Origin of the sequence: Mesorhizobium captivum, from assembly GCF_033977165.1 — a bacterium.
Lineage (GTDB): Bacteria > Pseudomonadota > Alphaproteobacteria > Rhizobiales > Rhizobiaceae > Mesorhizobium > Mesorhizobium captivum.
In genome coordinates, this window is record NZ_JAVIJB010000032.1 from 1 (window position 1) to 12,370 (window position 12,370).

Consider the following 12,370-nt stretch of genomic DNA (forward strand, 5'->3'; position numbering starts at 1 on the left):
TTTGGAACAGCTTGCCGATGCTGGCCCGGCTGCAACGCGTTCAGATGCTCCTGAAAACGCGCCTGGTTGGTCTGCTGCTGTTGCGAGCCTGCATCGTCTGTGCGGGCGAAATCTGAGACGTGGGACCGATTGATATTGCTAAAGGGACCCATCGTATCTCCCTTGCCTGTTCCGAGCAGCTCAAGCCGCCCTGGCGGCTGGAAACTGTTCTGTGATGTAACGTCCGGAATTATCTGTTGCCGTGAGGGCCCGAGCCCAGAATTATCTGTCGTCGGCTGGGAGTAACCGGGGCAAAACCATAGCGGACCACCCGCTTCGGACCCGTTGCCGCAGGCGAGCTCCGCTTGGACGACTGCTCCATCCCGCTCGGCTTCAGCGTCGGCGCGGCGGTAGACCTTTCAGACGCCGTATCTCATCCCTCAGAACCGCATTAGCGGCGCGAAGCCCGGCGACCTCCGCCCGCAACTGCCACGATCACGTCGAGCAGGCCCGCAGGGGTCAGCGTTCGAGAATCGGGTGGCTCCGACATGGTCTGATGGAATCATGCCGCACGCCAAACCGCCACCCACCTCAACCCGACACGCCCGAGTCATAATGCCGCGTCCGCCACCGCTGTGCTAGATTTAGCGAAAAGGCTGTCCGGGAATTACCTGTATGGGGCTATGATTTGTCAAGCTTGATCCTGGTTCGTTTTCCTCATCTCCTTCTCGGCCCGATTGGCGACCATCTCCTCCTCCCGGGCCTTTGGGCCTTCTGACTGACCGCCGCGCGCAGTGACGGTCAAGGATGGCTGCAGGCCATCGCGAAGCGACTTGTCTTTGACGGTCACGAGCACGGCGGCAGGCTGCCTAGCCACGGGGTGGGGCCTTCCTGCGGGACCCATTGATGGATTCCGAGGCGAGCTCGCCATGAGCAGGCGCGGAGGTCGCGCGGCAGACTTGTATGCGGTGGATCCCGATGATCCGACCATGATGCAGCATGCGCATCGGTGGCGAAGCTCCGGGCGGCGGGCCCATTCTGAAACGCGGCTCAAAGACCATGTAATTCCTCGGGTTGCCGCCACCTCGGATCGTCATCAGCAAACCCTGCTAAAGGCCCGCCAATTGGGGTATGCGTTGTTCTCCTTTTCCACGTGCCCTCATGATGCCAAACGCAAGACGACGCCGTTCGGCACCTCGCCGGTGGTGACGAGACGCCACAGGGCGATCAAAAGCTTGCGGGCGAGTGCCACGATCATCGTCTTACGTGTGGTTTTGCGGCCGTCGCTCGTGCGCGCCTGGAACCATTGGGCGAGGTTGCTGTCCTTCTGGAAGCTCAGAAACCGCCACGCCAGTTGGATCATGCCGCGCCGCACGCGGGCGTTGCCGGCACGTGCCAGCCCCCTCTCACGGCGGCGCTGGCCGCTCTCGTCCGGCGACCCGGTGAGCCCGGCATAGCGCGCTACGGCGCGGCGGTCGCGCAAGCCGCGTGACAGGATCTCGTGGACCAACATGTCCGCCGTCTCGACGCCGATGCCGATGATGCGTGCGATAAGGCGAACCATCGCGTGCGGGTCGTTTTCCGCCGCCGGGCCGGTGGCGAGCTTGCGCTCCCGTTCCTGTTCGATGGCGCGGATCTGCTGGCGCACCAGGCTGAGCCGCTCGAGGAAACGGTGGAGCTCGGCGCGGGTGTTATGCGGCAGCGCCGTCCCCTCAGCTGTACGGATGGCCTCGAGCCTGTCCGCAGCCTGGCGCAGGCTCAACCGCAAGTGGCGGATGCCGAAGCGGGCGAGGATCGCCTTGATGCGGTTGACGAGCCGCGTCTGCTCGCCGACCAGGCGCTCGCGCTCGCGGCTCGGTCGCCGCGAGTCCTCCTCTTCCATGGTCGGGATCGCCGCCATGGTGCAATGGCGCTTTTCGCCGCGCAGCCAGCCAAGAAAGGCACGCATCAATAGCTCAGTGTCGAGGCGATCGGTCTTGGCGCGGCGGTGCTCGCGCGACACTGCAACGCTGGCGGGGTGGATGGTGTAGGCCTCGATGGCTTGTCCCCGCAGCCAGCGCGCCAACCAGAAGCCGTCGCCAGCCGCCTCATAGGCGACGGCGATGCGCTTGATCGGGTGCCCGGCCTGGCCGGCTTCGTCGCGCCAGCGCTGCAGCAGTTTCAACAGAGCTGGCGCATCGGCATCGAGCTTCTTGAGCGGCTGGCGCTTGAAGCCCGGAACCAGCGCGGCGACCAGCCACTTCGCCTTGCTCATTTCGATGACGGCGACGATCGTGTTATCTTGTTCAAGAGCGGTAAGGGACCGGCTCGCGTCAAAAGATTGCGACATGGGGACGCTCCTTCTGCTGGATGATCTTGGAGCGCCGAAGGATGCCACACCCTCGCCGCTCGCCCCATATCATCTGAAACACGCATTTCCAGAGGGCGGCACGAATTTTTTAGCACTCGATACCGGAGAGTGCTACCGATATGAATTCTTAGAGCTAATTGCGCGCAGTAAGAACCAGACAAAAAGGACTGGTCCAGTTTTCTGAAGGACCGTAGGCGTTCGTCAGTTCTTGGACAGTTAACCAGAGTAGCGTCTGGGGCCCATGCATACGTGATGCATGCACCTTAGGAGACTATGATGGACCCGAGCAACTTCAATCTATTTGGATTCGATCCGAACGCGTACTTCGCCTTGGCGGCGCAGCAGCAGGCGGGGCAGGCGGAACAACCTGAGGAGGCTGCGCAAGGCCACTTTGAGCAGCACCTCGAAGGGGCGGCCCAGCCGAACGTTCCGGATCATGGGAGGAGGTATAGGGCCGCCCCTGGAGACGAGGACCTCATCCAGAGCGCGGGTAATATGGAGTTGCAGAGATCTGGGCGTGCGGCCGTAGATCAGTTCCGTTCAGGCCTTCGGAAACTATCTGAAAGGCTTCACGACGTTTATGGGTTGTCTCTCTCTGGCCTCAGCTGCGAGTCGCTAAAGAGCTATGCTCGCACACTGTGCGCAGGTGAAAGCCAAGTCGTGAAGGGGCTGAACATGCTTAAGCGGTACCGTGGGACTTCCGGGGAGGGTTCGTCGCAGGCGGGCACTGGGAGGCGGTATCAGTTCGCTCCTGGAGACGATGACCTCATCCAGAGGGCGGGTGATTTCGCTCGGGCTGGTAACACTATAGCGGGTCATACCGTGGTCGAATATGGTTCCGGGCTCCGGAAGCTATCTGACAGGCTTCACAGCGTTTACGGCTTGTCTCTCTGTGGAGTCAGCGGCGAGGCGCTCAAGAATTATGCCCAGGAACTTTGTGGGGGTGACAAGCGGGTCGCGGCAGGGCTGCGCATGATTGAGAACTACCGTCAGACTCTTGGGGAGGGTACGTCGGGGGCTGCGGAGGGTAGCGCTAGACAGCCAGAGCACGAGTCGTCCCCGCCGCGGGTGTCGAGTTACAATCAAGACCAGCTTTGGGACTCGTATGATGCGGCGGAGGGAGGGTGGCGCGGCGCCTCTCCACCGCCCAGTCACAATTCGGCGGAGGTTTGGGCGGGCGTCGATCAATGGAACCAGGCGCCGCCCCAGAATTGGGGGGCCAACTCGTCGAGTTTTTGGCAGGGTGCGCCTTCGCCGGCGCCCAGCGTCAATCAGCCAGAGCACGAATCGTCCCCGTCGCGGGTGTCGAGTTACAATCAAGACCACCTTTGGGACTCGTATGATGCGACGGAGGCAGGGTGGCGCGGCGCCTCTCCACCGCCCAGTCACAATTCGGCGGAGGTTTGGGCGGGCGTCGATCAATGGAACCAGGCGCCGCCCCAGAATTGGGGGGCCAACTCGTCGAGTTTTTGGCAGGGTGCGCCTTCACCGGCGCCCAGCGTCAATCAGCCAGGCCCATCGTGGGAGCAAGGCGCCGCAGCGTCGATCTTTGGGGCACCATACATGCCTTACGCGCCGCCTCCAGTGCCAGAGCTAAACATCTACGTCTCGGGCTGGCAACACGGCAATCAACGGGCGTCAATGGACCTGATGCGCGGAATGCACTACAAGGAAGTGTTGCCGAGCTCGTCTCGGCCGCAGACGAATTTCACCATTGACGGCGTGCCCTATACGGCGACATTGGGGCCGTCAGGTAGGCAAAACGACATTCGGGTCTCCCGAAACTGAACAAGTGATTGGCTACATTTTTGTCAAAGCTATTTAAAGTTGGACAAAGTAGCCAACTTATAAATGCGATTATTACTTCGTTCGCAAGTTACAATATTTGCAAAGTACGAAGACGCAAGCCGCCGACCGGATGGAGATGGTCAGGGTTGCCTAGCCCGGTCGGCGGCGGACGGCTCCAGCTGCAAGATAAACTGGCTTTGACATCCCGATCACTCCGCCGCTTCAGGTCGACGGCGCCGAGATAGTGATCGGCGCGAGTATCGGCGCTGCGCTGGTCCCGGACGGCGCCGCCGACATCGACAGCCTACTGAAATGCGCCGATCTCGCCCTCTGTCGAGCGAAGCAATCGGACAAGGGTACCTTCCGCTGGTTCGAAGCCGGGATGGACATGCGCCAGCGCGAGCGGCGTGCGCTGGAGATAGAGCTGCGCGGCGCCGAGATCGAACGCGAGTTCGAGTTGCATTGCCAGCCAATCATCCGGACGCAAACCGGAAAGCTCCGCGGGTTCGAGGCCCTGCTGCGCTGGCAAAATCCGCGCCGCGGCATGGTGTCGCCCGCGGATTTCATCCCGATCGCAGAGGAAACCGGCAAACTCGACGAACTCGGCCGCTGGGTATTTGCGATGGCATGCCGGGAGGCGGCAACCTGGCCGCGCGATCTGGTGCTGTCCGTCAACGTCTCGCCGGTGCAGTTCCGCAAAGGGAATCTCGTCGGAGGAGGACTGGCCCTGGCCGGCAGCGGGCTGGAGGCGCACCAGTTGGAGATTGAGATCACGGAGTCGGTGCTGCTGGCCGAGAGCAGCACCAACCTCGCCATTCTCAAGCAACTTCGATCGCTCGGCGTGCGCATTGCGCTCGACGATTTTGGCACTGGCTACTCCAGCCTGAGCTACCTCAGGCAGGTTCCATTCAACCGCCTCAAGATCGACCGGTCGTTTGTCCGCGAGATCGGCCGGTGTCCAGAGTCGCTCGCCATCGTCCGTGCCGTCATCGGCCTCGGCACCAACCTCGGCATCGATACCACGGCCGAGGGGCGGAGACGGTCGTGCAATTGGAGGCATTGCGCGCCGAAAAATGCGGCGAGTTGCAAGGGTTCCTGTTCAGCCCGCCGGTTGCCCGCAAGAGTGTCGCCTCCATCATCGGCGCGTATTTCGAAGAGACATCGCGTCTCGCGTAACGGGATCGCCGACCTGTGCTGTCGACAGCCTGCGTCCAGAGCAAGTGGCGATTGGATCGAACCATTCTGCGCGAATTGATTTGGGTCAGGTCGGGATTCGGCTAAGGTCCTACCCCGTCTGGCCGTCCCTGCCGTCGAAAGGTCACGAAGGACGCCATTCAGCGAGCTCCCGAGCAGCGGATATTAAGATCGCCTGACCTGCCTCGCCAGTCGCATCCGCTCTGCTTCAAGGCGATGAACTCGGCCATCGGCAAGGCGAGTGGCGCGCCGGCTGCGCCACAATGGAACTGGCGAATTTGTGTTGCGCCGGCTTCCAAGGCTCGGCGCTGCCTTCTTTCGACCAATCTCACCCAAGCGCCAGTCTACACCTGCACCTTTCCGCTTCCCGATTTGCAGGCAGCGACCCATTGCATCGCGGAGTTTGGGTCTTCCAAAATCCCGGCCCGTTTCGCAAAGCCGAGAAAGGCATTGTGGGCCGCGCCTATAGGCTTGTGCCCGTCGTGGGCGTCAAAGCACGCCCGAAGGGCGGTTTGATGGATCAAGTCTCTGCGATCTTCCGGCCATTCATCGAGAAAATCGATTGCGTCCGCAAGGCCGGCAATCTCTTGCACGATAACCGTGGCACGCCTCACGAAGATGGGGCTGCTGAAAACTTCGGCGTTCATTTCATTTCCTCCGACCTGCTGAACGGCTTGTCTGTGTAAGAGGCCACTGATCGAGGTCGGTTGCGACTATCGCAGCATGTGTTGTCACGGCGATGACGGCTTGATGGGAAGGAGCCGCGTCGCGCCCGAGGGAAATCATGGATTTCGTAGAGTGCCGCCTTTGCTGGGGGACAGCGGCGGATCATCGCAACCGACAACCGCCTTCGCGTTGAGGCAGCCTGGTACAAATCGAAGACTATAGCTTCCGATTGGCACGGCATCAGGAATTTGATGCGCTCCGTTTAAGGCAATTTGTTGCGGCGTGTGGCTCTCGTTTTGAACTCACGATGGTTGATTTACTGAGTAGCGCCGCACCCGAAGGAACCCGCCCGAAGCGAGGTCGGCTATGAAGTCACGACTCGGAATCTGGTTGCTTCGTAGTCGAACGAAACGCGGTTCCGGCCACGCTGTTTCGCTTCAAAAATGCATCGTTCTGCTGTGCGAAGGATATCCTGACTATCTGCATTGGGAGGGATTTCCGCACCCCCGATGCTGACAGTCACCTTTAGATCGTCCTGTTGTCCTTTGATCCAGGGCATCCCTTCGATAAGACGGCGGATGTTCTCCGCCATGGTCATTGCCTGCTCTTTGCGGACCCCTCGCAGCAGGACCCCGAACTCTTCGCCCCCAAGGCGCCCAATTGAATCGCCAGGGCGCGTCAGATAGACAAGCGCTTTTGCGATTCGAACCAAGGCCTCGTCACCTTTGGAATGTCCGTGCTTGTCATTGAACAAGGCGAAGTGATCGGGGTCGATAACGAGAAGCGTGTCGTATTCACCCTCATCGCGCTTCCTGTCCATCCTTGCCATGAATCCGCCGCGGCTAAGAAGCCCCGTCATCGGGTCGTGGCTAGTCACGAACGCCAGCCTGTCGTGGGTCTCTCTCAGGGCTGCATACGACTTCTCCAACTTGTCACAGGTGTCTTGGATGGTTTCCGACTGGGCGAAGATGTAGGCGCCGACGGGCATTCCAATCAGGATGGGAATGAGGGTGCATTCCACCCAGCTCAGCCAATCGATCGGCATGTGCAAGGCGAGTCTTGCCGTGAACGACAGAGCAAAGGTCGCGACGATTGCAATTATCGTCACGACTATTGATTTGCCTAGAATACGCTTGGCGCGAGGCGTCATGTTGTTTCTTTGGAGATTGGCACTGTTTCTTTAGCTAGAGGCTCTGAAAGAGCCGTTACCAAGTCAATTAAGATTATTCTGAAACTAGAAGGGCGAGAAAAGAGGTGCTGTCATCTGCGGTCGGGAACGCGTGCAAACGTAGGACAGCGCGGCGAATTTTAGCAACGCTTAAAATGCGAGTTTTTCGGATCTGCTGGCGTTAGTTTTCGGATGCTAATCCACGCTGCATGGATGGTGATCGTTGAATATGCGCGGCCTAGGCTGGATTAGAGAAATACGATTGACGGAGGCTCAGCAGATGCGCGATCGGATAGCTTTGCTCGAATCCGAATTGATCAATGCGGCTGGTTCCAAAGGCAAATCCAATCTGCTTAACGTAGGTCACCAGCTTCGTTCGCAAAAGGCTAGGTTGGAACGCCTGGAACAATGCATAGCCTGGATGCCGAAGCGACTCTGACACCGCGCAACCCCGATCCAAGGAAAGTCGTCCGCGGATTTTGGCGATGCCGGCAGGTTCGACGCGATCTGAGACCGTGAAGAGGGTGGCGGTTTTCTGGAAATTTCTGCAAATTCCAGACTGCCTTTTATGCGACTTTCGAAGCACAAAAGACGAACATCGAAAAGGGTGGCCTGACCAGCGCCGCCGTCGCAAAAATTATCCAAACCGCTGATAAGTCGGGGACAAGCGGCGAGATCCAGCGCCTGCCGTTATCCGGCAGAACGATATCGGTCGCGATTGAACTGAGACCTATCGCTAATGCAACTGACACGTCTGGAGCTTTATAAGCGCGTCTGTGACAGGCCGCTGAGCAAAGTCGCCCCGGAGCTCGGAATTTCCGGCACAGTGCTGGCCGCCATGCAAGCAATATGGGGTCCCTTACCCTGGATCGGGCTACTGGACCCGCAAGTCCCTCGGCCTTGCGGCAGAGCTGCCGACGCTTGCGGAGGCATCGGATGAAACCATCGAGATTACGCCGTCAGCCCCAAAGCCACGGCGCAAGAGGACGCCGGAAGAAATCGCAGCACGCAAAGCCAGGCGCGCCGCGAAACCTGATCGGCCAGCACATCATCCGCTATTGTTCGGTGTCGAAGAGCATTTTCGAAAAACGCGGGACGTCAAAGACGGCGAGTTCCTCAGACCCTACAAAAGGATCCTGCCGGATCTGATTTCTTCTGAAGCTGCGCTGTTGCGCGCACTCTCGATCGCCAATGACCTCTATCTCGCGCTGCATAAACAAGGGTACCGGGTTCACATCGCACAAGCCGCCGATGACCTCCATCGCATCCACATCAAGGAACAGGAGGTGGAGCGAAAGGATCGCAAATACGGGCGCTATCACTCCGGAAGCATCTGGGCTCCGGACCGGCCGACCGTCTTCTATATCGACACGGTGCCAATCGGGCTCGCTCTCACCGAGATGACCGAACGAGTGTCGATGCGATACCTCAATGGTGAGTATCATCGCGAAGACAGCAGGCTCATCCGGTCAGCCAAGCCCTGGCAGCTGACGCATTCCTGGACGACAGACCAGGACATGCCGTCGGGACGCTTTCGGGTCGTTGTCTATTCGCCGAAAGGGGGCGTCGATTGGTCCGTTAGCTGGCAGGATACGGAGCAGGAGACACTCGGCAAGCTTATCCCAAGAATCGTCGAGACCGTGAAAGGGGTCAAGGATAACCTCCAACGCCTTATGACCGCTGCAGATGAGGCCGAGGCGAAGAGAAAAAAGGAGCGAGAGGAGGAGTGGGAGCGCTACCTAAGGCAAGAGGATGCCCGGAAAACAGCTCAGGCTCTTGCAGACAGCCGTGAACAACTTGCGGAAATTATCGACAGGTGGGGAAGAGCGATGACCGTAGAGCGCTTTTTCGCGGACGCGGAAGAGCGCCTGAAGAGTACAGACGACGAGCGGCGGCAGCGCCTGGAAGAGCGCCTGTCGCTCGCGAGGGCAATGATGGAAAGTGTGGACCCGCTGGATTTCATAGAAAATGGGCCGTCAATCCTGCCTCCTTCCAGCCGGATCGCCTAAGATCTTCATAGACTGGCAATATGCCCGTCATCACATTCCATATGATCTTGCGTCCAGAGATTTCGAGCTCAGTCTTCCGGCGAGCTGTAAAGACCTCATCTTTTGAAACTTTCTTCATCCGTTCGAACAGTGATTTCATGCTGCAGATGTCCGCGAGTGACCATGAGAAACTCCCGCTCATGATGGCGGCGTAGTTTTCCTTGAATGCTTCCACGCAACTCTCTACCGCCTTTCCGATGCTGATAGCACGCAGCATCGCGATGTTTTCAGCCTCGGTATATGTGGAAACATCTCGGTTCGGCTTACCAGCTGCTTCGTACAGTATATCTCTCACGACGTCGTACCCCACTTCGCCAGTCGTAAAAGCATCCTCAAGGTCTACTATGTTGTAACAGATGTCGTCAGCCGCCTCGACAACGAACACCAGCGGATGACGTCGCCACCACGTTTTATCGCCCTGATTCTCCACCACCAGACCCAGAGTGCTGGCGGCGCCGCGGAACGATTCAAGTTCACTGTCGAAGATACCGAACTTCTTGAGGCCCACGTATCCCGCGGCCGTTCCCGATGCCGCGGACTCACGCGTGGATGCCGTGACAGGATATTTCGTGAACGCCCCCAATGTGGCCTTGGAAAGCCGCATCCCACCATCATTCCGATACATCTCCAACCGGCACAAGATTCGGAACCCCTGTGCATTCCCTTCAAAGTTCTTGAAGGCCAGCTGCCTATCGCTTGGGACCTCACTGATCAGGTCATTTGAACTAGAGAATTGATCGGCAAACCAGTCCCCCATGGCCTCCTCGCCAGAGTGGCCGAATGGAGGGTTCCCGATGTCGTGAGCGACACATGCCGCCTGCACAATATTCGCGAGACTATGCGCCTCTCCGGCCTCAATCTCGTTCTCCTACTCGAGCCAGTTTCCAATCGCCATCGCCAGCGAGCGGCCAACGCTCGCAACCTCGACGGAGTGGATAAGCCTGTGGTGCACGTGATCGTGCTCGTATAGCGGTTGCACCTGCGTCTTATTTGCAAGCCGCCTAAACGGTGCAGAGAATATGATCCGATCGTAGTCCTGCACAAAGATGGAACGATTTGGCTTCGCCTGGTAACCAGTGTCTCCCAAACGTTCGCTGCTGAGCAAGTGTTCCCAATCCATGAGCATTCCCCTCCCATCCCTACCCGAATTCAGCTCGGCGGCATCAAGCCTGATCATAGTATTCTGCGCTCTGAAAATTACTCAGAGTTGAAACGTGATCGCCTTCGCCAGATGGCTGAAGCAGATAATTTGAAACAAGCGACCTTAGGTTCACTTCGCTTTAGCTGACCCGGTCACCATGCCAAGTGATTTTGGCTCCGACTGTGGGGTGCGAGTGTCGGGCAAACTAGCCTGATCGGTGTTCGCGTTGTTGCCCCGTTCGAAAGTTAGGCCATAGGGTCCGATCTCCAGCCGATACCCAGATCCAGCGGCAATCACCACCAGCAAGATCAGCGCAGTAACCAAGACCAGCCTGTTGACGTCCAGTTTTGTCACTTGGTGTCGTCCCCGAGCGTCTGAAGCCACCAAGGAGTGCGCCGCACGAATGTACCGTTCTCGTTGACGTAATCATTGTTGAACGCGCGAAGGGCAGCGCTAAGGGCGTCTGACCGGCTCATATTGAATCGTTGCGCGGTCTCATCGAGTATGGCCAAGTCGTCTTCGGCGAGACGAAACGAGATGATTTTTTTGCTCATACCAAGAGCGTAATCGCCATTGGTAAATAAAGAATAAACTTTGTAATACGCGAAGGTCGGTGTTGCCATTGCCAGCTTGGGCAGCAATTCTGCGCCAGCGAGCCGATACTCGGTCTATCAGCGATCCACCCTTCGCCTGAGGCGCTGAGCCGAGGTCAAGTCATCTTCCGGGTCTTCCTCATCCTCATCAGGCGGGTTCATCGAAAGCATGATCATCGCGAAACCGTCACGCTGGAGCAGCACCTGCTCGTAGAGGGCGGGCGGTTTGCGGCCCCGCTGGACGTCTATCCATACCCCCGCATCGGTCTCATCGATGTCGCTCGGTACACCCTCCTGATGGGTTCGTCTGCGCAGCAGCGAATAGGGAGAGACCGGCCGGGCCCGTTCAGCCGAAAGACCCGGGAACTTGGCATAGTCACCGTAGACCCGAAGGACTTTGCCGTGACGGGCAATCACCACCGCCACCGGCTCCTCCCGGTAGCGCACATACGAGCGGCTGGCCGCTTCCTTGCTGACATCGTATTTGTCGGCAAGCTTGACCAGATGGCTAAGATCGGGATCCTTGCCCGCCGCCGCATCTTTTCGGAAAAGTGGGGCCGGCATCAAAATATTTGCCGCGAAGCGGTTCGCTTCGACTTCCATCTTCATGCGGCGGTCTGCCTCGTTGGCCTTCAACGCCAGCATATCCTGCAACCGGCACAAAAACCGTCCCTCAGCCGACGGGACGTGGGACGGCATGAGGAAATGGCCGAGCTCATGGGCGATCGTGAAGCGGCGCCGTCGCCGCGGGCTAGCCTGGTTGAACAGGATCGACCCGTTGAACTTGTCGACGGGCGTAATCAGCCCGCCCTCATAGCCGTCTGTTTCAAGCGGAAGGATATCGACAATGTCGAGCTGCCGGGCAAGAGCCTCGATCGGCACAGGAATCGCGAGGCCGGGCTCGTTCTTGAGAATCTCCAGAACAAGTTTTTCCGGAGTGGCCGCATCGGCCAGATCGATTCGGCTGACCGTCATGGTTTCCGACTGGCTTTCAACCGCTCCATCAGTAGCGCGATGGTTTCGCGGTCACCGGGCGAAAGCTCGCTAAGATTGCGGTACATCGCCACCAGTTCGGCATCTTCCTCCGGTGCCCGGGGATTTTCACCCACCAGATCCGCTACCCCTACCCTGTAGAAGTCTGCCAGGCTCCTAATAAGGGTCAACGATGGGTTTTTACTCGCGCCGCGTTCGAGATCCCACACATGAGCCTTCGAGGCCCCTACCGCATCGGCCACTTCCTGCAGCGACTTTCCGCTTCGCATTCGCAGCTGTTTCAATTTTACAGCCAACTCCACCATACAAGTCCTTTCCACGAGTCATATCGACGCGGTCGCTTCTGCGTCCGCGCCGTCTGATCACAGCTTACAAGACCATAATATGGGACTTGACGCAAGCCGCCGTAAGATTTATCTTTACGATAGTGTCTAGCAACTCAACTAATGG

General features: G+C 58.7%; 10 protein-coding genes. 2 read left to right on the forward strand and 8 right to left on the reverse strand.

Annotation, left to right across the window (positions count from 1 at the left end; genetic code table 11):
* Window positions 1-1,138 precede the first annotated feature (1,138 nt).
* Complete coding sequence (locus RFM40_RS23855; protein ID WP_320251625.1) at window positions 1,139-2,308, reverse strand: IS110 family RNA-guided transposase; 1,170 nt, start codon at window positions 2,306-2,308, stop codon at window positions 1,139-1,141.
* Window positions 2,309-4,361: 2,053 nt separating this feature from the next.
* Here RFM40_RS23855 and RFM40_RS23860 point away from each other — a divergent pair.
* A complete protein-coding gene (locus RFM40_RS23860) occupies window positions 4,362-5,372 on the forward strand; it encodes a putative bifunctional diguanylate cyclase/phosphodiesterase (RefSeq protein ID WP_320252959.1) in 1,011 nt (336 codons plus the stop codon).
* Between the two features lie 283 nt (window positions 5,373-5,655).
* Here RFM40_RS23860 and RFM40_RS23865 read toward each other — a convergent pair whose 3' ends face one another.
* A complete protein-coding gene (locus tag RFM40_RS23865; protein WP_320212921.1) occupies window positions 5,656-5,958 on the reverse strand; it encodes a DUF982 domain-containing protein in 303 nt (100 codons plus the stop codon).
* A 383-nt stretch (window positions 5,959-6,341) separates the two neighbouring features.
* The gene (locus RFM40_RS23870; RefSeq protein WP_320212922.1) at window positions 6,342-7,127 is read right to left on the reverse strand and encodes a GGDEF domain-containing protein; all 786 of its coding nucleotides are present in this window, start codon (window positions 7,125-7,127) and stop codon (window positions 6,342-6,344) included.
* Between the two features lie 1,076 nt (window positions 7,128-8,203).
* On the opposite strand from RFM40_RS23870, the gene RFM40_RS23875 reads away from it, so the two are divergent.
* The gene (locus RFM40_RS23875) at window positions 8,204-9,154 is read left to right on the forward strand and encodes a hypothetical protein (protein WP_320252960.1); all 951 of its coding nucleotides are present in this window, start codon (window positions 8,204-8,206) and stop codon (window positions 9,152-9,154) included.
* Here RFM40_RS23875 and dgt read toward each other — a convergent pair.
* The 5 genes from dgt to RFM40_RS23900 form a co-directional block, all read right to left on the reverse strand.
* On the reverse strand, window positions 9,105-10,052 hold the full coding sequence (gene dgt / locus RFM40_RS23880) for a dGTP triphosphohydrolase (protein WP_320253017.1): 948 nt from the start codon (window positions 10,050-10,052) through the stop codon (window positions 9,105-9,107). The genes RFM40_RS23875 and dgt overlap by 50 nt on opposite strands.
* Window positions 10,053-10,463: 411 nt before the next feature.
* Window positions 10,464-10,688, reverse strand: coding sequence for a hypothetical protein (locus tag RFM40_RS23885; protein WP_320252961.1), 225 nt, complete (start codon window positions 10,686-10,688; stop codon window positions 10,464-10,466).
* Window positions 10,685-10,975 carry a ribbon-helix-helix domain-containing protein gene (locus tag RFM40_RS23890; protein WP_320252962.1) on the reverse strand — a complete coding sequence of 97 codons (291 nt, stop codon included), beginning with the start codon at window positions 10,973-10,975 and terminating at the stop codon, window positions 10,685-10,687. Before RFM40_RS23890 ends, RFM40_RS23885 begins: the two co-directional genes overlap by 4 nt.
* A gap of 30 nt (window positions 10,976-11,005) precedes the next feature.
* Window positions 11,006-11,902, reverse strand: coding sequence for an ImmA/IrrE family metallo-endopeptidase (locus RFM40_RS23895; RefSeq protein ID WP_320252963.1), 897 nt, complete (start codon window positions 11,900-11,902; stop codon window positions 11,006-11,008).
* Window positions 11,899-12,225, reverse strand: coding sequence for a helix-turn-helix domain-containing protein (locus tag RFM40_RS23900; protein WP_320252964.1), 327 nt, complete (start codon window positions 12,223-12,225; stop codon window positions 11,899-11,901). The genes RFM40_RS23895 and RFM40_RS23900 overlap by 4 nt, the downstream gene beginning before the upstream one ends.
* Window positions 12,226-12,370: the final 145 nt, after the last annotated feature.